General features: G+C 45.0%; 19 protein-coding genes. 4 read left to right on the top strand and 15 right to left on the bottom strand.

Annotated features, from left to right (window positions below):
- Positions 1-32: 32 nt before the first annotated feature.
- From KHN78_RS09630 to KHN78_RS09565, 14 genes are all read right to left on the bottom strand, one after another.
- Positions 33-518 carry a type II secretion system protein gene (locus KHN78_RS09630; RefSeq protein WP_211915892.1) on the bottom strand — a complete coding sequence of 162 codons (486 nt, stop codon included), beginning with the start codon at positions 516-518 and terminating at the stop codon, positions 33-35.
- 115 nt (positions 519-633) lie between these two features.
- Positions 634-867, bottom strand: a complete 234-nt coding sequence (locus tag KHN78_RS09625; RefSeq protein ID WP_211915891.1) for an MSHA biogenesis protein MshA — start codon at positions 865-867, stop codon at positions 634-636.
- A gap of 69 nt (positions 868-936) precedes the next feature.
- Positions 937-1,398: a prepilin-type N-terminal cleavage/methylation domain-containing protein gene (locus KHN78_RS21985; protein WP_211915890.1), complete on the bottom strand. Its 462-nt coding sequence runs from the start codon at positions 1,396-1,398 to the stop codon at positions 937-939.
- Between the two features lie 183 nt (positions 1,399-1,581).
- Positions 1,582-2,043: an MSHA biogenesis protein MshF gene (locus tag KHN78_RS09615; protein ID WP_211915889.1), complete on the bottom strand. Its 462-nt coding sequence runs from the start codon at positions 2,041-2,043 to the stop codon at positions 1,582-1,584.
- Between the two features lie 3 nt (positions 2,044-2,046).
- Positions 2,047-3,270, bottom strand: coding sequence for a type II secretion system F family protein (locus KHN78_RS09610; RefSeq protein ID WP_211915888.1), 1,224 nt, complete (start codon positions 3,268-3,270; stop codon positions 2,047-2,049).
- Positions 3,271-3,278: 8 nt separating this feature from the next.
- A complete protein-coding gene (locus tag KHN78_RS09605; protein ID WP_211915887.1) occupies positions 3,279-5,003 on the bottom strand; it encodes a GspE/PulE family protein in 1,725 nt (574 codons plus the stop codon).
- Complete coding sequence (locus tag KHN78_RS09600; protein ID WP_211915886.1) at positions 5,000-6,178, bottom strand: tetratricopeptide repeat protein; 1,179 nt, start codon at positions 6,176-6,178, stop codon at positions 5,000-5,002. The genes KHN78_RS09605 and KHN78_RS09600 overlap by 4 nt, the downstream gene beginning before the upstream one ends.
- Positions 6,163-7,008: an ExeA family protein gene (locus KHN78_RS09595; protein ID WP_211915885.1), complete on the bottom strand. Its 846-nt coding sequence runs from the start codon at positions 7,006-7,008 to the stop codon at positions 6,163-6,165. The genes KHN78_RS09600 and KHN78_RS09595 overlap by 16 nt, the downstream gene beginning before the upstream one ends.
- 44 nt (positions 7,009-7,052) lie before the next feature.
- Positions 7,053-8,684, bottom strand: a complete 1,632-nt coding sequence (gene mshL / locus KHN78_RS09590; protein ID WP_211915884.1) for a pilus (MSHA type) biogenesis protein MshL — start codon at positions 8,682-8,684, stop codon at positions 7,053-7,055.
- 20 nt (positions 8,685-8,704) lie between these two features.
- Positions 8,705-9,037 carry an MSHA biogenesis protein MshK gene (locus tag KHN78_RS09585; protein WP_211915883.1) on the bottom strand — a complete coding sequence of 111 codons (333 nt, stop codon included), beginning with the start codon at positions 9,035-9,037 and terminating at the stop codon, positions 8,705-8,707.
- Positions 9,030-9,680: a type II secretion system protein GspM gene (gspM, locus tag KHN78_RS09580; protein ID WP_211915882.1), complete on the bottom strand. Its 651-nt coding sequence runs from the start codon at positions 9,678-9,680 to the stop codon at positions 9,030-9,032. Before gspM ends, KHN78_RS09585 begins: the two co-directional genes overlap by 8 nt.
- Entirely contained in the window at positions 9,677-11,125 is a 1,449-nt protein-coding gene (locus KHN78_RS09575; protein WP_211915881.1) for an MSHA biogenesis protein MshI, read from the bottom strand. Before KHN78_RS09575 ends, gspM begins: the two co-directional genes overlap by 4 nt.
- A gap of 11 nt (positions 11,126-11,136) precedes the next feature.
- Complete coding sequence (csrD, locus tag KHN78_RS09570; RefSeq protein WP_211915880.1) at positions 11,137-13,146, bottom strand: RNase E specificity factor CsrD; 2,010 nt, start codon at positions 13,144-13,146, stop codon at positions 11,137-11,139.
- A 216-nt stretch (positions 13,147-13,362) separates the two neighbouring features.
- A complete protein-coding gene (locus tag KHN78_RS09565; RefSeq protein ID WP_128810047.1) occupies positions 13,363-13,896 on the bottom strand; it encodes a single-stranded DNA-binding protein in 534 nt (177 codons plus the stop codon).
- Between the two features lie 277 nt (positions 13,897-14,173).
- Here KHN78_RS09565 and KHN78_RS09560 point away from each other — a divergent pair, with 277 nt between their 5' ends.
- The 4 genes from KHN78_RS09560 to KHN78_RS09545 all read left to right on the top strand — a co-directional run bounded on the left by KHN78_RS09560 (position 14,174) and on the right by KHN78_RS09545 (position 20,696).
- A complete protein-coding gene (locus tag KHN78_RS09560; protein WP_128810046.1) occupies positions 14,174-14,818 on the top strand; it encodes a LuxR C-terminal-related transcriptional regulator in 645 nt (214 codons plus the stop codon).
- A 159-nt stretch (positions 14,819-14,977) separates the two neighbouring features.
- Positions 14,978-15,850, top strand: a complete 873-nt coding sequence (galU, locus tag KHN78_RS09555) for a UTP--glucose-1-phosphate uridylyltransferase GalU (RefSeq protein ID WP_211915879.1) — start codon at positions 14,978-14,980, stop codon at positions 15,848-15,850.
- A gap of 178 nt (positions 15,851-16,028) precedes the next feature.
- Positions 16,029-18,851, top strand: coding sequence for an excinuclease ABC subunit UvrA (gene uvrA, locus KHN78_RS09550; RefSeq protein WP_211915878.1), 2,823 nt, complete (start codon positions 16,029-16,031; stop codon positions 18,849-18,851).
- A 66-nt stretch (positions 18,852-18,917) separates the two neighbouring features.
- Positions 18,918-20,696, top strand: coding sequence for a PglL family O-oligosaccharyltransferase (locus KHN78_RS09545; RefSeq protein ID WP_211915877.1), 1,779 nt, complete (start codon positions 18,918-18,920; stop codon positions 20,694-20,696).
- Positions 20,697-20,749: 53 nt separating this feature from the next.
- On the opposite strand, the gene KHN78_RS09540 is transcribed toward KHN78_RS09545, so the two are convergent.
- On the bottom strand, positions 20,750-21,871 hold the full coding sequence (locus KHN78_RS09540; RefSeq protein WP_211915876.1) for a pyridoxal-phosphate-dependent aminotransferase family protein: 1,122 nt from the start codon (positions 21,869-21,871) through the stop codon (positions 20,750-20,752).
- Between the last annotated feature and the right edge of the window lie 101 nt (positions 21,872-21,972).

Genomic DNA, 21,972 nt, shown 5'->3' with positions numbered 1-21,972 from the left:
TTTCAGGATTAAGCGCTTCATGTTTAGACGCTTCATGAGCACTCTTCCTCTGACACATACCCTTGGCTATTGATCTCAACACGGCAGCGGCTACCACCATTTTTATCCCGGATCAGGATAGAGACACCTGCAGAAGCAGAACCTAATGGATTGCCTAATAAATTGAACTCTATTGGCGAAGTACCGCCACTCAACTCAAATACCGCTTGTGGGTCAGCCACATAATCACTGCGAGATTCGCGCTGAGCCTTGTTCATGTCACATGCGGCTTTAGAGCCAATGCAGGAGCCAGAAACTTCGAGAATAAAGTTGGTGTCTTCATAATCAACATTCGATTGCATGCGATTGACTTGCACTTGGCGGATCACGGAAATGGCTTGTTCTTGAAGTGCATAAGCGGAGATGCTAGCCGTGCCCATAAAACGGCTGGCCGCATAAAGCGAAAGAATAGAGAGCAGAACGATCACTAAGATCAATTCCATCAGCGTAAACCCAAATGCAGAGCTGCGATTTTTCATAACCCAACCTTAGGTCCAGAACAAGCAAATTAAGTATAAGATGAAATTATTAGAGTAATGATAGAGTTATCACATTTTTACATGAAGTGTGAGCGGTATACGTCTCGCGTTATGGCTAGTTATTGTCACCTTTGGCTTCATCTAGCTCTTTCTCGATGCGATCGTAGGTTTTTTTGTTGCTCAACGATTCAGAAACATGCTCTGCGGTTTGCTTGGTTTGCTCCCACTTCGCTTCATAGGTTTCTGCTTCAAAGCTGATAAATCTTGGCAATACCACATAGCCAACCACACCGAGGAGAACTAAAACAACAACGAACTCAACAGAGCTCAAACCGGAGGATTTACGCATATTAAGCATTCCGAGATTAACCAGAATTGGGAAAGAAAAGGCCAGACAGGCTGGCCTTTAGAAATATCACTAACACTTATCTGCTTCAGCAACTGTAATTACTGGAGCTGCACTTGATGTTGCAGCTTTGTAAGTAACTGAACAATCCCAATTTGAACTATCTGCAAACGTAAACTGAGTGACCGCACCAGCCGTGGCTGCACCACCTGATTGAGTCCAATCGCCTGAGTCATGTAGCGCTGCTTTAATACCACTAGCGTCTGCTGTTGGGTAACCATGAATAATTGTCACGTTACCTTCTGCTGAACTAACTGTTTCCAGGGTACTGCTATTCTCTTTACCTTGAATCGCAGCTTTACCATAAACAATGCCAGAAGCACCTTGCATCGCACCTTTAAGTCCCTCTAACGCAGATACTCGTGCATCAGATTGTAGGTTAAGGAAACGTGGTGCAGCCGTCACCGCTAGAATGCCTAGGATCACAATAACCACTACCAATTCGATAAGGGTAAAACCACCTTGTCTTTTCATTGTTTTTCTCTCTATGTAAGCATGCAGAGTGACTGCAAAATTTTGGTCGCATGACCCTGTTATTTGAAGCCATAATAAAAGCCAACGTGACACATTTACGTCATGTTACAACTTTTTTCTTATGGAAATATTTGCATTATACCGACTTTATGAACCATTTGTAGTACTAAGGTGTCAAATAATTCACTCCGCCGAGTTTTCGACACTCAATTTCAACTGGTTACCACTCGATATAACTACAACTTTATAACCATTTGCGTAAGTATAATCACACATATAATTATTACTTTTAACTACGCCACGAATTTTCAACAACTCGCTCGCCATAATCTTGCGTTGTGGGTAATGCACCGCCAACCAATAGTCACAATCCAGTTCCCCATCAGATGTAAATGGCGACACCAACCCATCATTGGTCATTTTTAGCTTAAAGCCATCCATCATCAAGATGTTAGGCTCCCCACTGACGAGCCAAGCTTGCTGATAACGCTGAATACTGGCGCGCATCCAAGCTTTCGCCATTTTGCTGCCAGATAAACTCGCTTCTTGTTCGATAGGCTTTAGATTCTGCACAAAAGCCACCAGCACGATCATCACCACCAAACCACCGAGAATGGCCGTTGCCCTCCTTGGGTTTTCAACCATGTTTTAACCGCCTTTGATGATGTCCAACATGCCCCACATCGGCAGGAAGATACCCAGCGCCAAGACCATTACCATACCAGCAACAATGACCAAAAGTAATGGTTCTATTCTAGCGGTCAGGGTTTTCAGATCGTAATCCACCTCACGATCATAAAAATCCGACACCTCAAGCAAGAGTTCATCAATACGACCGGTTTCTTCCCCCACCGCGATCATTTGTATGACCAACGGCGTAAAGATTTTACTGTTAATCGCCGTGACAGAAATGGTGCTGCCCGCTTCGATCGAGGCTTTCATTTCTAAAATACGGTTTTCAAGAAACTTGTTGCCCAGCGCTTCCCCCGCCAACGCTAATGACTGGTTTAGTGGGACACCAGATTTGAGCATCAACGAGAAAGTACGCGCAAAACGCGATAACTGCGCTCGGTTGACAATGCCTCCGACAATTGGCAAGCGTAAACGAAATTTATCAAACGCTTCTTGCCCGTCTGCCGTCGCAACCCAAGCTTTAAAAACAAAAAACGCCCCGACAATCGCGGCAATCAACAATCCCCAGTAGTGAACAAAGAAGTTTGAGGTCGCAATCAAGATCCGGGTTGGCAATGGCAAGTCGACACCAAAACGCGAGAACATCGAAGCAAACTCAGGGATCACCAAGATATTCAGGATAAACATCGCAATGGTGATAAAAATGATCACAAACGTCGGATAACGCATCGCTGCTTTGATTCGTTTGCGTGTTTCGAGCTCTTGTTCGTAATAATTGGCCAATTGCAGCAACGCTTGGTCGAGACGACCCGTGTTCTCACCGACGTTGATCATCGAGACAAATAACGGGCTGAATACTTTGGTATGTGGCTGCATCGCAGAGGACAAACCACGACCATTACTCAATTCAGATACCACGTCTTCTAGCGCGTCTTTCAACTGCTTGTTCTCACAGTTCTGTAAGAGTCCACGCATAGAGCGAAGCAACGGCACGCCGGCTTTGGTTAAACTAAACAACTGACGTGAGAATAGAATGATCGCCTCCAGAGGGATCGCCGGAACAAGGAGCTTAGCTAAGCTCACTTTGTTCTTCATGGCTTCTTTTTCTAAGCGAATGTTGAGCGGGATAATCCCCTTGTTCATCAATGCTTCTGCTGCGGCTTCTGCATTGACAGCATCCACTTTACCACTGGTGGCTTTACCGTCTAGAGAGCGGCCTTGGTAACGAAAAGTTGGCATTCACTTACCTATATTAAGATCGGTTCAACTTGACCAGAGGCATCACCCTCACCCAGAGCCATTACTTCATCAAGGCTGACGGTGCCTTGCAGAGCGAGCTCCATTGCCGAAGCAAGCAGTGGCTTATAGTTTGGCGAGCGACGAGCGACCTGTGCAAAACCAACCGCATCGTTAGCACGCAACTTATCCATCATTTCTTGTTCAAGCTCTAAGATTTCGAATACACCGATTCGACCACGGTACCCCGTCATATTACAGTTTTGGCAGCCAATGCCTCGGTGGAATCTTGTGCCCACCTGATTTGGGAATCGCTCTGCTAACCAGTGCTGACGAGACGCATCAAGCTCATCCGTCGTTTTACAATCTGGGCACACACGGCGAACCAGACGCTGAGCAACCACCGCCCGCACCGCACTTGCGACCAAGTAACCCGGCGCCCCCATATCAATCATGCGCAGTGCACTGTCGATGGCATCGTTCGTATGCAGTGTACTCAACACTAAGTGACCTGTCAGTGCTGCTCGCAAGCCGATTTCAACCGTTTCTTGATCTCGCATCTCACCGATAAGGATGATATCCGGATCCTGACGTAAGAAAGTACGCAACACACGAGAAAACGTCAGATCAATCTTACTGTTGATCTGTACTTGGGTAATGCGAGGTAAGCGGTATTCCACTGGATCTTCTGCTGTGATGATCTTTTTACCTGGCTCATTAAGTTCACTCAAAGCACCATAAAGCGTGGTAGTTTTACCCGAACCTGTTGGTCCTGTTACGAGGATCATGCCATGCGGGCGAGCCAGTTGATGACGTAAACGCGCCAACAACTCAGGAGGCAAACCAGAATCTTCCAACTTTCTTAGACCTGATGACTGGTTAAGCAGACGCATAACCACGGATTCGCCATATTGTGTTGGCAGCGTTGACATACGAATATCAATCGACTGACCACGCACTTTGATATTAAAGCGACCATCTTGCGGCAAACGTTTTTCAGAAATGTCGAGGTGCGCCATTAGCTTTAAGCGCAACACCAATGCAGAAGCAATATTCACCTCGTTAAGCAAGGTTTCTTGCAGTACGCCATCAATACGTTGACGTAAACGCAGCACTTTATCGTCCGGCTCAATATGAATATCGGAAGCGCCAACTTGCACTGCATCTTCAAACATGGAGTTGACTAACTTAACAACCGTGACATCTTCACTGTCACCCTCATCAATGCCATATTCAAACCGTTCTGAATCTTGGTGTTCTGCTTGCAACTGCTCTGCAAACGATGCGATTTCTTGCGTTCTTCGGTAATAGCGGTCGAAGCTTTCGATTAACTGACGCTCCGGCGCAATGATAAATTCCAGATCGTATTGCCCAAGCAAGTTCATCAACGACTCTTGGGTAAACAGATCCGCAGGATCACTCATTGCCACTCGCAAGGTATCACCATTTTGAGCGACAACTAACGCACGCAAACGACGCGCATGCACTTCAGGTAACAGCGGCACCGCGTCAGGATCAACAGGCGCTCGGCTTAAATCAATCAGCGGCAAACCTAACTGCTGAGATAAAAACTCCAGCATCTGCTTTTCGGTAATAAAGCCGAGATCAATCAACGCATCGCCAAGCTTCTGGCCTGTATTTCTCTGAGCAGATAAGGCCTGCTGAACTTGATCTTCCGAAACAATATTTTCTTCGACCAAGAGATCGCCTAAGCGTTTTCTCAACTGAATTTTCATTGTGCACTCTCCAGTTGTTTTAAGAGTTTTAAGCGATCGCGAATGAACGCCTGTGATTGATTTGAAATACCGACTTTACCCAGCGCTTGCTGGTAGGAAGCCATTGCCAATTTGAATTCGATTGCTCGTTCTTGCTGAATCCCAAGTCCCAACCACCAGCGTGCATTTTCAGGCTCTCGCTGAGTAAGCAGTTGGTAACTTTCTAACGCAATATCGTTCTGTTTTTGCTTCTGGGCTAGCGCCGCTCGCATCGCTAAATAATCGCGACTTGGCATTGGTGGAAGGTGCACAAGTGGGCTAAGTGCCGCTTCAGGTTGATTGGCTTTCACCAACAACTTAGACAGCGCAAGACGCAACACTTGGTTGTTCACATCTAAATTAATCCCCGCTTGGAGAATATCGTACGCTTCACGCGTATCGCCTTTACCAAAATATAACGCCGCCAGTTTTTGGCGAGCTTCAACATTCGTTGGCTGATAGCGCAGTGCTTCATTAAATGCAGATAACGCACCTTTCATATCATTAGCATCCATAGCCTTATCTGCGCGTATTAACGCTTTTTCGGCAAGTTGCTGGTGAGAAAGCTCAACTTGCTCTATTCGCATCGAGCTTTCCTGGACCATGGCAGGCAATGATTTTGGCTCATGATTGACTTGTGCCAATAGCACCGGCTTTTGCACCGCGTTATGTACAGAAACAGCCGGTGTTTGAACATCGTTAGTCAGCACACCACGCTCAGCTTGAGACGGGTTATGCGATTTAGGTTGAACTCGCACCTGAGATTGAGCTTGCTCTTGAGGCTTAACCACCACCGTTTCAGAAACTTGATGTGCTCTTTCTAGTGGTTTGGTGTACACCACTTCATCAAGATCAGGGGTGACTTTACTCGTAGGTGAATGTGTAACTCCTGCCGTTTGGTGGACAGGCTTTGATGACGAATCTAGCGTGTTATCGGCTAGGTTCGGTAAAGACACCCCATTTTGCTTTGCGTAGGATGGCGACTGTGATACAGCCCACCCACCAACGGCTAAGCTCAATGAAAAACCAGCAACTAGCCACAGCCAAGGTTTACTCTTTGTGACGCTTGGTACTTCTGCTTTGGTTAAAGCAGATGGTGCATCTTTTTCAGCAAGTTCTGATAATGCTTTATTAATCGCACTCAAGACTGACTCCATCCCCAAAATACAGGGGTCTTAAACTTAGGTTTACGGGCATCAAAGGTGTCATGCATGGCCACATAAACGTGATGATTTTTTAAAAGGGTGCAGCGATCGTTAAATGCAGAAAGTAACGCTTTATGACTGATTTGATTAATCAGCCGAGGTATCCCCATTGCTGAACGCCAAATCGCTTTTTTCTGCTCAATCGTCAATATATGAGCGCCATTTCCCGCTTTATCCAACCGGTTGTTGATATAAGCCACCCCCTCATCCAAAGAGAGAGGACGAAGATGGCAATTAAAGGTAATGCGTTGACGAAACTGTCTGAGTTCATGTGTAGCCAAACGCTCATCGAGCTCAGGTTGACCAAACAACACCAATTGAATCAACTTATGCTGCTCTGTTTCTAAATTGCCAAACAGACGTAAGGTTTCTAACGCTTGCTCTGATAGCGCTTGAGCTTCATCAACAATCAGCACTGTTTTTTTCCCGCTACTGTGCACCTCAATCAAACGGTCCTGTATCAACGACACAATACGTAAAGGATCGTCTTCTTGAACACCCAACTCCCTGGCGACAGCAAACTGTAATTGCTCGCCGCTAAGAACAGGGTTTGGTAGGTAGACAAGCTCAACTTGGGATTCAATTTGCTCAATAAGCTTACGGCACACCATGGTTTTACCCGTGCCTACTTCCCCCGTCACTTTAATCACGCCTTCTCCCATCTGCACAGCAGCAAGTATGGTCTGAATAGCTTCGTAGTGCGGCACCAACCCCAAAAACATCTCTGTATTTGGGGTCAATGAGAAAGGCTGAACTCGGAACCCAAAATGCGATAAATACATATGCGGTTTAAAACACCAAGATGATGATACAACTCCCGTCTGCGTTATTGCGCGTCAGGGAACCACTCTTGCAGTAAATCACGTGAGCGTTCTAGCTCTTTCTGCCATGAGTTCACACCAACAACGGTCGGTTTAAGCAAAATCACCAGTTCGGTTTTTTCCGTCACATTGTTCACATTGCGGAACAAATGCCCTAGCGCTGGTACGTCACCAAGGAATGGTACCTTAGAAACCAATTCGCGGTTTTGCTGCTTCATCAAGCCACCAATCACAACCACGTCACCATCTTTTGCTCGAATTACAGAATCTGATTCACGGATAGAGCTTTTTGCCAAAGGAAGTTGAATGTTTTGGAATTCACCACCTAGGTTCAATTGTTTTACTTCTTCTTGAACCTCAATAACCGCTGGATGAACGTGAAGGAAGACATTTCCCTTGTCATCAATTTGCGGGGTTACATCGAGAGAGATACCAGAGAAAAACGGCGTCAGTTCCACTTCAGGTACCGCATTGGAGTTTTCACCATTACCGGCATTGCTCGAAAGTTCAGTCACGAAGTATTCATCCGTACCTACTTTGATCACTGATTTTTGATTGTTGGCCGCGGTAATACGAGGGCTTGAAAGGACATTCAAGTCACCTTGTGTCGACATAAAGCTCAAAACCGCTTCAAAGTTACCATCAGAAATCGTTACATTGGTTTGCCCACCCAATAGAGAGCCGATCGCGTCCAATGGTGGCAATGCGCTTGCTGCACGCTCCACAACAACACTGCCAGAGTTACCAATCGAAGCCGTCATATCCGACCAATTGATACCTTGCTGATAACCATCACTCAAGGTCACTTCTAAGATCTTCGCTTCAAGAATTACCTGACGCTGCATTCGTTCTTGCGAAACGCCTAAGAACTCACGAACTTCACGAATTTCATCAGGGAATGCTCGTACTGTGATCACCCCAGCTTGTGGCGTCACAACCACACTTTGACCTTTGCCTGAGCCAATGAGGTCTGCCACCGATTGTTGCAGCAAAGGCCAAAAGTCACTTTCGGTAATGGTCTCAATGCGTGTGCCACCAGTCGAGGTCGTCGAGCTATTATCCGAATTCGAGCTTGAAGAGTCCGAATCATCCGAGCTGCCACCAGAGCTTGATTTACCCGCCGACGTTACCGAACCAGTTACGATACTCGTCAAAGAGCGACCTGAGCGTTTGAATTGCAAATAGTCAACCGGAATGGTGACCGTACGCATACCCGCAGGGTACACCTGAATCACTTTGCCCGTTTGGACAACGTCGTAGCCATACATATCTTGTACGACACGTAACACTTCATCCAAAGTCACATCAGATAAATTAACCGTGATGTTTCCTTGTACTGCAGGGTGAATGGCAACACTGTACTCTGTACCTTTGACTAAAGAGGCAAAGAAACTGCGCGCCTCAACCGCATTCGCTTGAATACGGAAACGCTTCAGCATTCCTTGCTCTGAAGTGACATTGGTATCAAGGTTTGGCATTAGATCGGCTTCGACGGAAGATGGGATCTCTTCAAGTGCTCGACTGTTTGCTTCATTAATAGATTCATTAAGAGCTTGCTTCACTTCAACTGGGTCACGGTGACCCATTGAACACCCCATTAAAGAAGCAATTGTTATTCCTACAACTAATTTGCGCATATCTGATCAGGCTCTGGTTATTATTTTTTTACATTCAAACGGAAAAGCTCAAGCTTCCAATGACGGTCGCCTCGCTTTAAGGTTACAAATTCACTGGTAATTCGCGACACTCGATACCCATTAACTTGAGCTCCTTGCTCAATAAGGCGGTTATTCAATATGGCGATACAATCTGAATTTGGTTTGCATACGATGCTATTGAGCGTCGGTACACGATACTGCTTCACTTTAGGCTTAGCTTGCGCTTGAGCAGCCGGTTGTTTCCACCCTAATGGCGCGGTTGGATCTTGATTCGCAAAAACAGAACCAGACACCACTACGAGGGCAATTGAGATCATGAGTTTCTTAACCACCGATAAACTCCTCTCTTGAACCTAATGTGTAAACTTCCAGTACCAACTTCGCTTTTGGATATTCTTCCACTTTGTAATTGAAGCTGCGCCAGTAGTAACTCGAAGGTAACCCCTCTAACTTGCTTAGGTAATTAACGATAGAAAAATAATCGCCCGTCAGCTCCATTCGAACCGGATGAACGTAGTAGCCTGAGTATTGAGAAGCTTCTTTATCTTCCGTGATCGGTTCAGCAGGTAATGTCTGCAATGACAGCAAATGAATACCGCTTTGTTTTTCCAATACACTTTCGAGTAATTGAGCCATTTGAGATGGTGTAATTAAGTGCTCAATGATCTCTGACAATTGCATAGAAAGGTGCTGACTTTCCGCCAACAGATCAGAGATTTGTTGATCTATTTCCGCATTAGGATCTTTTTTCAACTGCGCTTGAATGCGCAAAATATCAATTTCTGTCTTTTGGTTCGTGAGCTTTAAGTTACTCAATTGCTTATCGTTACTGGCTACCTCATTTAATTTCGGTTCCAATACCAACGTAAACAACAACATAACAACCGTCACCAAGCCACAAAGCGCCACCAGCATTTTTTCTCGAACGCTCATTTCTTCGAAACGTTCTTCTAAAGAAAGCCAAATATCATTCATTGCGCTTTGCCTCCACGAGTCTTCAACTCAAACGTCACTACGTTGTCCTCGTTGCGACCAATGCTCACATCATCGAATGTACGTCCAATTAGGCTAATTTCATTCTTAAACTGACTCACCCAGTTTGGTACTGCGCTCGGCGTTTTCGCTAAACCTTTAAGATCGAGCGTAGTACTGTCGATGTGAATGTCTGACAAAGAGATATTGCTGCTGCCTAGCTTCGCCAGCGACTGCATCACTCCGGAGTAGCCTGTTCTTTGCGAATCGTCATATTTCCCAACCGCTTTCATCGAGTCGCGTTTGGCTTTTACTTCTCGCTCTAGTCGGGCTTTTGCCGCTAACTTATTGGTATCGGGTTGGTGTTTACGAAGCCTAACTTGGTAACGTTCTAGTTCCGACTTCATGATACTGCCTTTGCTCTTTACAATCGCAATCTCATCTTCGACGCCTGAGCTCTGCCATGTCACATAGCCGTAAGACAACACGATCAAAGCGGCAGCAACCACCCAAGAAATGACCACATTCTTTAATGTCAGTAAGTTTTTTTTCGGTTTTAAGAAGTCTGGATATAGATTAACGCGACGCACACCCGTATTGGCAGCCGCGCTATCGGCTAACACTCGCCCTGAAAGTTCATGCTCTTCTGCGAGCAAAGGAGAAACTTTAGTGCTCAAACGGTAGTTCAGGGATTGAACCAGTTCATTCTCATCCTCTTCATCACAACACACTTTCAGTTGGTGTAACTGAACATTACGTAACTGTGAGGACAAGTAATCGATCGAACGCTGCAATTCCAGTGAAAGGCTGTCCATTTGCAATTCGCTTGATGGAACGCCAGTTAATGGTGGTGTCACACTGCGAATTGAACGGTGGAATGCGATGGTATGATCAACAAAAGCACTGATTCTAAAATGACCGCGTTTACTTCGTTGTAGAAGTAAAAAGTGACCAAGTTCTCCAGCGGTATCACCCCATACATCATCTTCCGGGATAATCGCATCCAGCGTTAGGTTGACACGGCTAGCAAGAAGCGCCAGTTTGTCCACCATTTTTCTTGATACTACATACGCTTGCACCTTGCTTGAGTTTGGCAGCTCAACTGCATCGGCAATGATGTCAATGGCACGTTCAGAAATCAGCTCTTTCAACAAAAACGGCAACGCAGATGGCCACTCATTCCGAGGCATCGCCGGTTTGTCGATTTGATACATCTGATAATAGTTGTGCGAGAGTACGACACTTAAAGCGTCATAACCACTCGCTGCGACACTCAACGCTTGTTCACAGGCTCTCTCCCAATTTGAGTCAGAAATTTCAAATCGAGAAGGCCGACTGCTTGAGGCCGGTGTTGATAAATAGATGGCATCTGGTTGAACAACCAAAAAGCACGTACGCCCACCTATCGATGAGCGCTTCAGCTTATCGAATACTGCTTTAAAATCCATGTTCGTTATCTTTATTTTTTCCGCCAGCGATTGCGTCTTCCCAATTTAACTTGGGAATCTGAATGAGAACTTAGCGTGATGCTTGGTACTGGAAGAAACTGTTCTTCTGCCGAAAAATAGCGTCCCTGACCACCGAACACCCCGAGTTCAACCAAGGTGTTCAACTCATGCTTATTCTCTATACCCACTGCTATTATTTTAGTTTTACTGTTTGCAGCTGCGCCCAACATACTTCGGACAAACAACTGATTTTCATGCCTTTGATCGATCTTTGCGACCAAACTTCGATGAATCTTAAGGTAACGAATGTCCACTTCTTTTAAATAATGAGTACTGACTATCGTTCGCCCTGCCTGCCCAATCATGATCTGGCACTCTAAACCGGCCAGCATTTTTGCAACAGGTCGCATAAAATCGAAATATCGGACAAATTGCGCTTCAACAAACTCAAACGTTAGGCATTTTCTCTGCTCTCGAGACAATTGCAAAAGCTCATCTCGAAACCACTTAAAATACTCTCGATGCCCAAATGGCACGACATTGAGATTGAGGACGTAGTGTCTAGAGCTATCAAAGTTATCTTTAAAGTCTTTTAAGAACTTATTCAAAACCGCACGATCCATCTGTGCTTCATAGCCCACTTGCCGCACTGCTGAGATAAAGCGAGACGCTTTTACCATGCCATTCTCTGGATCGAGGATTCGACAGGTTAACTCATTATGCAATGCTTTTTTATGCTTCATATCACCTATTGAATAGGCGGATTGTGCGTAGAGTATCACATTTTCAGAGGTGAGTGCTGAATCAAATAGCGTACGCCATCTCACACTGCCGCGCACATTTTCATCATGATTCCATTTTTTGAAGCGACTCCAGTTATTGCTATTTTGTAGCTGAGCACTCCTTAACGCCGTTTCCGCCTCATCGATAATTTGACTATGACGCTCGCCTTCCTTGTACATCGTCATTCCGATGTGACACCAGTTTTCTTCATCTAATGGGTATGGTGGGTGCAATTTTTCGAGCTGACGAATGCATTGCGAAGCCAAGTTTGCCACGTCTTTACCGGAGTGATGAGGAAGAAATAGAGCAAAGTCCGCGTCATAGTATCGGGAGAAGACGACATCGGGAAAACGCTGCACTAAATTTGATAATAAGCTACCCACCTCGACGATAAATTCATCACAGGTTTGCTTGTCTTGCTCTTCTTCTACGAGCTTCCAGTCTTGAATTCGTATTAAGAGCACGGCACCACGAGCGCCACTTTCCAAAAGGGCGGATTCCAATTTACTATCAAATAAGACACGATTTGCCGTGCCTGTCAGCTTATCGAGGAACGTCTGTGTTCGAATAAATGTATCAAAACGACTTCGTTCTTGACGTGCATCTTGGAGCTCTTCAATCAAGACATCGAGCGCTTCACTCGCTGTATAAGGCCACTCCCGCTCGTCCCCTTTTGCATACTGCTCTACCCGGCCAGCCAATATCATTCGACCGCGCTCTTCAAGCATCTCGGAGCCCTCTAGTTGCTCTTTTAACCAAGCAACACCGCGCATTAAGCAAAAAATGATCAACACGACGGCTAGCGTGATCGACCACAGAGCCTGCATCGAGTAGCCGTAACCGAGGTAAGGAGGAAGTGCCTTGAAATAGATAACGTAGTCTTGATTGTGAGCGAGTTGAAACTCTTGCTCAATCAGTATCGATTTATCTATCTTATGAGAGGTGTCTTTGAAACGATAAACAACGGCATTATTGGTCGATAGCGTCATTTCTACGATGTTACTTGCTTGTAGCATCTTAGGCATCCAACGCTGCATCGAGTACGCAGCGTCAGGATCTTCCATCTCTTTATCAACAACTTCAACAATCCCCTCCAAATAATGGGTGAGATATTCTTGTCCAAGCCGTTTAAAAGAGAGGGTGCCACCGACAAACAAAATAAACATCGCGCAAATAACGATCATGGTGACAAAGGCCACCAAACGCGTGCTTAACTTTAGAGTTGGGGTATACCTCATGAATACCAAATTCCTTTTCTATTCATCATATACCTTGTTGAATTACTTATACTTGATAAGTGTTCAGTAAACAATCGGATTCGTACAATAGTGAGAGGCTAAGACTAACAAATACCAGACTTTAGTACCAAACAAGGAGCGCAAAGTCGTTAGCCAAAATGGCAATAAAAAAGCCGCGTGATTACGCGGCTCATGGGATTCATAATAAGAACAATCTCAGAACGGAATGTCGTCATCAAAATCCATTGGTGGCTCATTGTATTGCTGCTGTGGTTGCTGCGGAGCCTGTTGCTGCTGTTGTGGTGCATTGTACTGCTGCTGTGCAGGTTGTTGTGGCTGACCCCAACTACCTTGTTGCTGCTGTTGTTGTTGACCACCCATTGGAGCGCCACCTTGAGCACGGCCACCAAGCATTTGCATAACGCCATTAAAACCTTGTACTACAACTTCTGTTGTGTACTGATCTTGGCCTTGTTGGTTTTGCCACTTACGTGTTTGCAATTGACCCTCAATGTAAACTTGTGAGCCTTTACGTAGGTATTCACCTGCTACTTCAGCTAGCTTACCGAATAGCACTACACGGTGCCATTCCGTTTTTTCGCGCTGTTCACCAGTCGCTTTATCGCGCCATGAGTCAGAGGTAGCAATAGTAATATTTGCTACTGCACCGCCATTAGGCATGTAACGAATTTCTGGGTCATTGCCAAGATTTCCCACTAAGATAACTTTGTTAATTCCACGGCTGGCCATGATGTGCTCCGTCTCACTCTGGATATATATAAAATTTTAGCGCATTAGAATAACACGCTTTAATGTTTTGATTAAAGTCCAATCCGATTGTGTAACTTAGACAACACACTGTCAGCAGATACACCAACGAAACTTCAATGTGTTGCATTTTTGATTCGCTTTGCAAACATCGTTTCGTGAACCTTTGAATCTCAACGCATTTCTTCATTAAGCATGTGGTCCTTAGCAATCAATAATGACAACGTATGGGCGATATTGCATAGGGAGAACTCAACACGTGAAAAAATCAGCTTACGCGAGAAAACTGTTTCTTGTCAGCGTAGAAAAACATGCTGAAAGAAAAGTAGAAGCGATAGAGAAATACATGGATATCGAGATCCCGGTCATTACGACGGATGCCTTGATGGAGGCGAATCCCACACACCGCAACAAGATATTAGTGATTGACTATGCTGAACATAAATACCTGATTCAATCTATAAAGAACCTACCGTTGATTTGGAAGAACTTTGAGACCGTCGTGTTCAACGTCCCAAAACGTCTCACCACTGATGATTTGCTGACGCTCGGACAGCTAAAAGGTATTTTCTACCAGTATCAATCCACAGAACAAGTTGGTGAGGGACTCATGGGTATTATCAATGGGCAAAACTGGTTACCAAGAAATGTCACAAGCCAACTGCTCCATTACTATCGCAATGTCATCAATACACATACGGCGCCAGCAACCGTTGATTTAACTATCCGTGAACTCCAAGTGCTTCGCTGTTTGCAAGCAGGCTCTTCAAACATTCAAATGGCGGAAGATCTTTTCGTCAGTGAATTCACCATCAAGTCACACTTGTATCAGATTTTTAAGAAGCTTTCGGTAAAAAATCGTGTTCAAGCAATAGCTTGGGCAGATCAAAACCTAATGTCTTAATCAAACCATGCCGTATAACTAATGTTGTGACATCTGGACTATGTGTCATTCTGCCTCTGGTTTCACAGTTTTTCTTACTTTATTCATGATTCATATGCATCTATCGTGTTAAAGTATCGCCCAAATTCTTGACTAAAAATGAGAAAGGATATTCCCCCAATGATTAAAAAATGTCTATTTCCTGCGGCAGGCTACGGTACTCGCTTCCTACCAGCGACCAAGTCTATGCCAAAAGAGATGATGCCAGTGGTAAACAAACCTCTGATTGAATATGGCGTAGAAGAAGCGATTCAAGCTGGTATGAACGGCATGTGTATCGTTACTGGTCGTGGTAAGCACTCAATCATGGATCACTTCGATAAGAACTACGAACTTGAGCACCAAATCAGTGGAACTAACAAAGAAGATCTGCTGGTAGACATTCGTGAAATCATTGACTCTGCAAACTTCACTTACATTCGTCAACGCGAAATGAAAGGCCTAGGCCATGCAATTTTGACTGGTCGTGAGTTGGTTGGTGATGAACCATTCGCGGTAGTTCTAGCGGATGACCTTTGCGTGAATGAAGAGGAAGGCGTTCTTGCTCAAATGGTTACGCTATTTAAGCAATTCCGTTGCTCTATCGTTGCCGTTCAAGAAGTGCCTGCAGAAGAGACGCACAAGTACGGTGTGATTTCTGGTGAAATGATCAAAGACGATATTTACCGCGTTGACGACATGGTTGAAAAACCTGAGCCTGGCACTGCACCAAGCAACCTAGCTATCATTGGCCGCTACATCTTAACCCCAGATATTTTTGAGCTAATCGAAAATACTGAGCCAGGTAAAGGTGGTGAAATCCAAATTACAGATGCGCTGCTTAAACAAGCAAAAGCAGGCTGTGTACTAGCATATAAATTTAAAGGCCAACGTTTTGACTGTGGTAGCGTAGAAGGCTACATCGAAGCAACAAACTACTGCTTTGAAAACCTATACCTAAAAGATGAGAAAAAATCAGAATTGGGTAAGCACGCAACAAAACGCGAAGCGTAATAGCACCTGTATCGTCCTCAATATGTGAACATATTTGAGGGCGGGACATCACTTTCATGTTAAAAGCTCGGTCTTGTGCCGGGCTTTTTGTTTACTGTTTTTTTGTCCAGTATTCTCTTTGCACATTTCTCACACTATGTAATACTTGCCTCACTTGGTTATACATAGAGCAAAAACGATGGATAAAATAGAAGTTCGTGGTGCCCGCACCCATAACCTCAAAAACATCAACCTCACGATTCCCCGTGACAAACTCACCGTGATCACCGGGTTGAGTGGTTCAGGTAAGTCTTCTCTCGCTTTCGACACCTTATATGCAGAGGGCCAAAGGCGTTATGTGGAATCGCTTTCGGCGTATGCTCGCCAATTTTTGTCTCTAATGGAAAAACCAGATGTTGATCATATTGAGGGCTTATCACCAGCAATTTCAATTGAACAAAAATCGACATCGCACAACCCACGTTCAACCGTAGGCACCATTACGGAAGTATACGATTACTTGCGCCTCCTTTATGCACGCGTAGGTGAACCTCGTTGCCCAACTCACCACACACCTTTAGCGGCGCAAACCATCAGCCAAATGGTTGATAAAGTGCTCGAGTTACCCGAGGGCAGCAAAATGATGCTGCTTGCTCCGATCGTGAAAGAACGCAAAGGTGAGCATGTAAAAACACTAGAGAATCTTGCCGCTCAAGGTTTTATTCGAGCCCGTATTGATGGTGAGACCTGCGATCTTTCCGATCCACCAACTCTAGAACTTCACAAAAAGCACACCATTGAAGTGGTTGTGGACCGTTTTAAAGTGCGCCCAGACTTGCAACAACGCTTGGCTGAATCATTCGAAACGACACTAGAACTTTCTGGTGGCATTGCTGTTGTCGCACCTATGGATGGCGACGGCGAAGAAGTGATCTTCTCTGCCAACTTTGCTTGCCCTATTTGTGGCTATAGTATGCAAGAACTTGAGCCTCGTTTGTTCTCGTTTAACAACCCTGCCGGAGCCTGTGGCACGTGTGATGGCCTAGGTGTGCAGCAGTATTTCGACCCAAGCCGTGTAATTCAAGATGAATCTTTAAGTTTGGCACAAGGTGCGATTCGCGGCTGGGATCAGAAAAACTACTACTACTTCCAGATGCTTTCTTCGCTGGCGGATCATTACGGATTCGATCTTCATGCACCGTTTAATTCTCTGCCAAAGAAAACTCAAGAGATCATTTTGAAAGGTTCTGGTCGCACAGAAGTCGAATTCAAATACATCAACGATCGCGGGGATATTCGTGTTAAGCGTCATCCTTTCGAGGGTATCCTGAATACACTTGAGCGTCGTTATCGCGATACAGAATCAAACTCTGTACGTGAAGAGCTTGCCAAATACATCTCCACCAAATCTTGTTCAAGTTGTGGTGGAACTCGCTTACGCCTTGAAGCGCGTAACGTCTTTATTGCCGATACAACGCTGCCAGAGATTGTTGAACTCAGTATTGCCGATGCATTGGATTTCTTCCACTCTCTGAAACTAGAGGGGCAACGTGCGCAAATCGCTGAAAAAGTGATGAAAGAGATCAACGATCGCCTGCAGTTTTTAGTTAACGTTGGCTTGAACTACTTAAACTTGTCACGCAGTGCGGAAACGCTATCAGGCGGCGAAGCTCAGCGAATTCGTTTAGCTAGCCAAATCGGTGCCGGACTTGTTGGTGTCATGTACGTTCTGGATGAACCCTCTATTGGCCTCCACCAGCGTGACAACGAACGTCTACTAAAAACACTGACTCATCTGCGTGATTTAGGTAATACCGTGTTAGTCGTCGAGCACGATGAGGATGCAATTCGCTGTGCTGACCATGTGATCGATATTGGTCCAGGTGCGGGAGTGCATGGCGGAAACGTGGTTGCTGAAGGGACGATGGAAGATATCATCGCGAACCCGAACTCTTTAACAGGACAGTACCTAAGCGGTGCAAAAGAAATTGCCATACCGAAAGAACGTACACCGCGTGATCCAAAGAAAACCGTTGAACTGCTTGGGGCAACAGGTAATAACCTGAAGAATGTTGACCTATCCATCCCTGTCGGCTTGTTCAGCTGTATTACTGGTGTATCAGGCTCGGGAAAATCAACGCTGATCAACGATACGTTCTTTAAAATCGCGCACACCCAACTCAATGGGGCAACGACAGCACATCCATCACCTTACAAATCCATCAAAGGCCTAGAGCACTTTGATAAAGTGATTGATATCGACCAAAGCCCAATTGGTCGAACCCCACGCTCAAATCCGGCGACTTATACTGGGATCTTTACTCCAATTCGTGAACTGTTTGCGGGTACACAAGAGTCTCGTTCACGCGGTTACAAACCGGGCCGCTTTAGCTTTAACGTTCGCGGTGGTCGTTGTGAAGCCTGTCAAGGTGATGGTGTAATCAAAGTGGAAATGCACTTCTTACCCGACGTATATGTTCCTTGTGATGTATGTAAAGGTAAACGCTACAACCGTGAAACCCTAGAAGTGCACTACAAAGGAAAGACTATCGATGAAGTGCTAGGCATGACCGTTGAGGACGCTCGCACTTTCTTTGATCCTGTTCCTGCGATTGCACGTAAGTTGCAAACGCTCATGGATGTCGGCTTATCGTACATTCGCTTAGGTCAAGCGGCGACAACACTGTCAGGTGGTGAAGCACAGCGCGTAAAATTAGCAAGAGAGCTTTCTAAGCGTGATACTGGCAAAACATTATATATCTTGGATGAGCCGACAACCGGTCTACACTTCCATGATATTCAACAGTTACTCACCGTACTGCACCGTTTACGCGATCACGGCAATACTGTGGTTGTCATTGAGCACAACCTTGATGTGATTAAAACGGCAGACTGGATCATTGACTTAGGGCCTGAAGGTGGACAAGGTGGTGGTGAAATCATCGCTCAAGGTACACCAGAAGATGTGTCTCAGATCAAAGGTTCACATACTGCTAGCTTCCTTAAACCTATGTTGAAGTAGAAAAAACAGGTAAAGTACAAGACCAGCCAATGCTGGTCTTTTTTCATTCAAAACAACACAATATCTATGGCAACTATACACGTTAGTGGAACCAAACTTTCACCAAGCAAAGTAACCGTTCCTCTCAATAGAAAGTTTCTTATCGCATTGGCAACATTATTTTTGTTGGCGATGCACTTTTTTATGCCAAACCCTGGTGGCTCAGGCCTTGCCCTGTCATTCAATGCAAGCACTTGGATCGCATTTAGCTTTGCGTTAGGTATTGGATGCTATCAACTTGCGACCAATCGCGTTCTGCGCTATTCCAAACTAACCATTGCCTTATTCGCCAGCTGTATGATCATGACGATCCCCATTTTCTATCCAAATGCTAACACAGCACTGGCGGCTAACAAGCTAATCGGTCTTTGGTGTGGCATGCTATTTTTCGTGGTGTTGCAGCAATTCCACTTTAGTAATAAGCACCGTCAACGCTTGCTGTGGTTTATTGTTCTTGCCGTGGTCATTGAAGCCATCTTTGGGTTGGTTCAATATTTATATCTACAGCCTGGGAATGTGTTTGGCTATAACACAGAAGCCAATCGTCCTTATGGCATATTTCAGCAACCTAATGTCATGGCGAGCTTTCTTGCTACAGGGCTAGTGATCGCAAGCTATTTACTTGCTCGTCAACCTTACAAGTATTCTCACAAGCTAAGTGATGTTTACTTACTTTATGCGGTGCCCGTTCTGACCATACCCCTAATTGTCGCTCTCGCCTCTCGCACTGGTTGGCTTGCCTCTATCATTGCAGTATTGCTGATCATTCCATACATGTATCGTTACGCGACAAAAGGACGCTTTCTGCGTTGGGTTGCTTCATTAGCTACCGGACTTCTGTTGTCTGTCACCATTATGCATATGGCTTTTCCTGATGGCGGAGGGCTAGCGAGCGAAAAGGTGAATATGGAATCACCAAGAACCTATACTTTTCCACAAGCCTTAGACATGGTGATAGAGAAACCATTCACGGGTTATGGATATGGTAAGTTCGAGTCTGAATACATGCTCTATACCGCTCGCCAACATGCGCTTAATGAACACTACCCAGCGGGATTGCCATCAATGGACCATCCACATAATGAACTGCTCTATTGGGGAGTTGAGGGTGGTTTATTGCCAATATTGGGTATCATGTTAGCCATGGCGATCGTACTTCATCGCATTTCACAAGCGAAACGAGGAACTCGTCTTGCATTACTTGCGCTCTTTATCCCTATCATTTTACATTCACAGTTGGAGTACCCGTTTTATCACTCCTTTGTACACTGGATTATTTTTATCATTCTTCTGTACTGGGTCGATCAGCGCGTATCCCGTTATCATCAAGCACCATTTAGCAAAGTGACGAAGAGTTTGCTTCGTGTATGCAGCCTCATCATTCCTGCTGTCATTAGCTTTTATATGATCAGCGCATTACATACTAACTATATCTTGATGAAATTTGAGACAACTCGCCCAACCAATCCGGAGATATTGAATCGTGTGACAAACCCAGTAGTTTGGAAAGATCGTTTCGATTGGGATGTCTATAGCACATTTTTGAACATTGGACTCTATAAGCAAGATCCAAGTTTAATTCAGCCTTATATTGATTGGTCTTTGGCAATCATCAAAGATAAACCACGCCCAGCGTTTTACAACAATCTGATCTTAGCTTATCAAGGTTTGAATGACTCAAGTAAAGCAGAGCAAATCCGTGCCGAAGCTCAATTCTTGTTCCCTAAGATCGATTTTAGTGACATCAATTACCAACCACCGTCTCAAGCAGTTTCTGCCTCACCAACCTCTGGTGTTGGCAAATAAACACAAAAAAGCGAAGGGAAACCTTCGCTTTTCTTTATCCGTACACCATCATTTTATTCGTTCAACGATTCTTCTAAAGCACGCAAACACAAAGCAACATTTTCTGCTCGTGCACCATACCCCATCAAACCAATTCGCCAAGCTTTCCCAGCCAGTGCGCCAAGACCCGCACCAATTTCTAAATTGTACGTTTCCAATAGATGATTACGTACTTTAGCTTCATCTATACCCTCAGGAACATAAATGGCGTTAAGTTGAGGTAAGCGATCGGCTTCCTCCACCACAAACTCAAAACCGAGTTTCTGCAAGCCTGCCTTTAGTTTTTCATGCATCTGCCTATGACGCGCCCAAGCATTTTCCAAACCCTCATTTTTCAAAATCAGCAACGCTTCATGTAAGGCATATAAACTATTGACTGGCGCAGTATGGTGATAACTGCGTTTGCCATCACCGCTCCAATAACCCAAAACTAAACTTTGATCTAAGAACCAACTTTGCACCGGTGTCGTTCTCGATTGAATTTTCTCAATCGCAGCAGGAGAAAATGTCACAGGTGATAAACCAGGAACACATGACAAACACTTCTGACTTCCGGAATACACCGCATCTAATTGCCATTCATCAACGTAAAGTGGCACGCCACCAAGTGATGTCACCGCATCAACAATTGATAGCAATCCATATTGCTTCGCAAGTTTACCCAATGCTTGTGCATCACTCACAGCACCTGTTGACGTTTCTGCGTGTACAAACGCCAAAACCTTTGCATCTGGATGTTGCTGTAGTGCCTCTTCAACTTTATTCACCGAGACCGCAGATCCCCATTCATCATCAACGACGATGACTTCACCACCAGCACGCACGACGTTTTCACGCATACGTTCACCAAAGACGCCATTACGACAGACAATCACCTTGTCGCCTCGTTCGATTAAGTTGACAAAACAAGCCTCCATTCCCGCGCTACCTGGCGCAGAAACCGCAATAGTAAATTCATTTTCAGTTTGGAAAGCATATTTTAGTAACTGTTTTAATTCATCCATCATCGCGATAAAAAGTGGATCTAGATGACCAACAGTCGGTCGACTTAACGCTTGTAATACTTGAGGTGAAATATCTGATGGGCCAGGCCCCATCAAAATGCGATGTGGTGGAATAAAGCTTTGGATTGACATGTCAGCTCCTTGATTGCAGTCATTCATCCTGAGCAAAATAAAAGTTCTATTCAAAATGATTGCTCAGGTATTGAACTTTTCACCCTAATAGATTTTTTGTC

It is taken from the genome of Vibrio sp. B1REV9, from assembly GCF_905175395.2.
In the GTDB taxonomy this organism is placed as follows: domain Bacteria; phylum Pseudomonadota; class Gammaproteobacteria; order Enterobacterales; family Vibrionaceae; genus Vibrio; species Vibrio alfacsensis.
Note: the sequence above shows the minus strand (reverse complement) of the source record. Positions and strands in the feature narration are given on the sequence as shown.